General features: G+C 62.3%; 1 protein-coding gene. It reads right to left on the minus strand.

The window, feature by feature from the left end:
• Nucleotides 1-428: 428 nt before the first annotated feature.
• The coding region (locus tag AC6FTP_RS26505; RefSeq protein WP_497209903.1) for a beta strand repeat-containing protein at nucleotides 429-3,264 on the minus strand (2,836 nt) is incomplete at its 5' end.

Genomic DNA, 3,264 nt, shown 5'->3' on the forward strand with positions numbered 1-3,264 from the left:
TGGAGCTTGGGTGGGGAGCTGAGACTTGTAGGGCCTGCACCGGGTATCTGCCCCTCACCCCAAGCCTCTACCCAGAAGGGGATCTAGGGCTGAAACCGGCGGTCTAGCTGGGGAGAGGGGGCCAGAATCGTCGGCAGCCCCCCTGGGTGTGAGCGACGAACCCGCCGGGTCTGGGGTCTGGCCCCATTACACACTCCTTTGGCGGGCTTCTGGGCTGACGTTTGATGCGGCGTACAGGGGCTTCCTTCGGAGCATTGGGGGAGGAGGGAGCTTACTGCGTGCTGGGTGAGTCGCTGGAGCAGCGTCTGCTTGCATGATGGAAACGCACCCTGTTCCGGCGATGCACCGGAAACCCCGGCTCGAACGAAAGAGGTCCGCCCCCTCACGGGATCGGACCTCTTGGATGACTTGAATTCCCTGCGCCGCGCCTAGGGCACGACGACCTTGGCGTGAGCCTGGACTCCGCCGCTGAAGTTCAGCAGCATGCTCAACTGCCCGTCCGTGAGGAAGGCCCGGCGGCCCAGGGCGCCTCCGGTGGTCGTGCCATTCAGCAGCGCCGTGATCGCGGCCACCGATCGTGGCGTGCCGCCGACATTGAGCACGTCGCCTTCACGCACGGCCAGCACGGTGTTGTGACTCGCGTTGACGACCCAGAGTCCGGTGTCGTTGGCCGTGGTCACGCCGCCGACTCCAGTCTTCATCGTGGCCTGGAACATCGGCTGCGCTGTGCCCGGCAGGGCGATCTGGCTGAGCTTCAAGAACGTGGCTCCTGCCACTCCGGGAGCAGCGCTGCCCTCACGCGCCACGAGGACGAGGCCGTTCGTGGCGTGCTGAGCCCACAGGCCGAGGTTGTTGACGTTGACGGTGACTCCGGTGCCGCGCACTTCGCCTTTGACGAGGAACTCATAATCCCCGCCGCCGAGCACGAGGTCGCTGAAGTCGCTGAACACGACTCCGGCGGCAGTTCCGGGAGCGGCGGCGTTTTCACGCAGTTGTAGCGTCAGCACGCCAGGGGTGGTATCCACAAAGACACCGACGTTGTTCGTGGTGCTGACTCCGGCCAGCGTGTTGGTCAGCATCTGGCTGATGAAGCCGTAGTAGCTGCCCGTGTTGTCAAAGCCGGGGCTGCGGAAGCTGCCCCACTTCGCCAACGGGATGACCGCCGGGGCGGCGTAGGTGTCGGCGAGCTGCTGGCTGGCTCCGTAGGTCACGTCGAAGCCGGTGTCACTGGTGCCATCGAAGCTGCCGACGATGACACCGAAAGTGCCGTCGGTGAAGGTCACATTGAAGGTGACAAGCATCTCACCCGAAGGAGCGACGCTAAGTTCTCTACCATGACCTGAGGAGGCATTGCCAGTCTCCAAGATGCTGAAGTTTTTCACGATTTTGGGGCTGCCATTGGCCGTGACGCTCTGGCCATTGCGCATCAATGGACGCAGGCCGGTGCTGGCATCCCAACCGAAGAGGACGATGCTTTTGTCCGCCAGCGTCCCCAGAAAGATAATGAGGTCACCGCCGATGGAGAAGTTTCCGATGCTCTTCAGATTGCTGCCCAAACCAATGTCCGTGCCTGTTCTGGCGACGAGACGAAGCGTGCCATCACTGGCGTTGCTGAACAGACAGCGGCTGTTGACGTTGGCGGTGATCCCGGTGCCGCGAACTTCACCAAGGAAGGCGACGTGGCCGGTCTCGTTGATGACGGGAGGCGCAAAGTTGAAGTGGTTCACGCCGGGGAGGGAAGGAGCTGCTTGCGTGTCTGTGGCGATAAGGGACAGCGGCTGGCCGCTCATCATGCCGGCGTGGAGGCTGGCGTCGGCGTGACGGATCTGCACGGCGGAGGCGAGCACGCCGCTGGAGTTGATCGCAGGAGAGCCCACAAAGTTATAAAGCGTGGAGCCAACCGGCCCCCCAAGAACAGGAGCGCCGGCGCTGCCAGGAACGGCGATGTTATTGCTGATCAGGACCAGCGGCGCACTACCGGCGGCGACGACGGTGCAGGAGATGGGGAAGTCGAAGACGGCTTCATCCGAGTCGTCACTGCTGATGACCACATTGCCGGAGTAGGTGGCGGAGGTGCCACTTTTGAGAGAAACCTGGAAGCCATAGGACCCGCCGGGAGCCAGCACGGTGCCAGCGGCATTCGTGGTGTAGCCGGAAGGCACGGTGATGCCTGAGATCGTGAGAGCGCTGGTGCCCGAATTGCGCACGAGGAAGCTGCGGAGGATGGCGACGTTCGGAGCCGTGCTGCCGAAGCCCACCGCCGTGGACTGACCATCCGACAGCTCTGGAGCCAGGCCGTGACTGCCGTTGTGGACGGCGATCTCGGGAGCTGAAGTGCTGATGAGGCTGAGGGTGAAGGGCTCTGCTGCGATGGCACCATCACTGTCAGTGGCCGTGATGGTCACGGGGCCGGAAAAGGGTGCAGGCACACCGGTGGAGTTCCAGCTCCAGGTGCCTGCGGCGTTGTTCTGTATGATGCTGCCAGCACTCGCCGTGAGCGTCACCGTGGCATTGCCATCGAGGTCGGCAAAGGTGCCGCCGATGGTGGCGGGCACGAGGTTTGTGCCACTGGTGGAAGCCTGGATGTCGAGCCGGAAGGCTGTGCCAGCACCGGCGGTGCCACCGTAGTCGGTGATGCCATAAAGGTTTCCGTCGCTGGCCTGCACGAGCGTCGAGAGTGGAGTGCCTCCATCGGGGCCATTGTCGAATGACACCAGGGTGTTGACGACCCCGGTTGGCGAGATCCGATAGAGGGTCCCGGTACCGAAGGCTCCTCCATCACTGGTCGTGCCGTAAAAGTTTCCGTCACTGGCCTGCATCAGTTCAGAGAGGAAGTTGGAGGTGGGGACACGCGTTGGAAAATCGCTCACCTTGGTCAGCACCCCTGCCGGTGTCATTTTGAAGAAAATACCGCTCTTGTTGGCTCCGCCCGACCCTGTCGTGCCATAAAAATTACCATCCACTCCCTTGGTCAAGCTGCGAGATGGGTTGGCGCTTTCGGTATCCTTGAAGTTCACCAGCACGGTAACGATGCCTGCAGGCGTGACTCGGAAGATCACTCCCCGGTCGTAAGGTCCGGTGTAGCTGAAGATGTTGATGGTCGTGCCATACAAGTTGCCAGCGCTGTCTTCGACCAGCGTCCCCGCCGGATTGCGCCCAGTGGTGTTTTGATCGAACAATGCCAGCGCGCTAACCACCCCCGCAGGAGTCATCTTGAAGATTGAACCCTGGTCTGAATTGCCACCATAAGTGCCTAGACCGTAG

It is taken from the genome of Prosthecobacter sp. (genome assembly GCF_044378005.1).
In the GTDB taxonomy this organism is placed as follows: domain Bacteria; phylum Verrucomicrobiota; class Verrucomicrobiia; order Verrucomicrobiales; family Verrucomicrobiaceae; genus Prosthecobacter.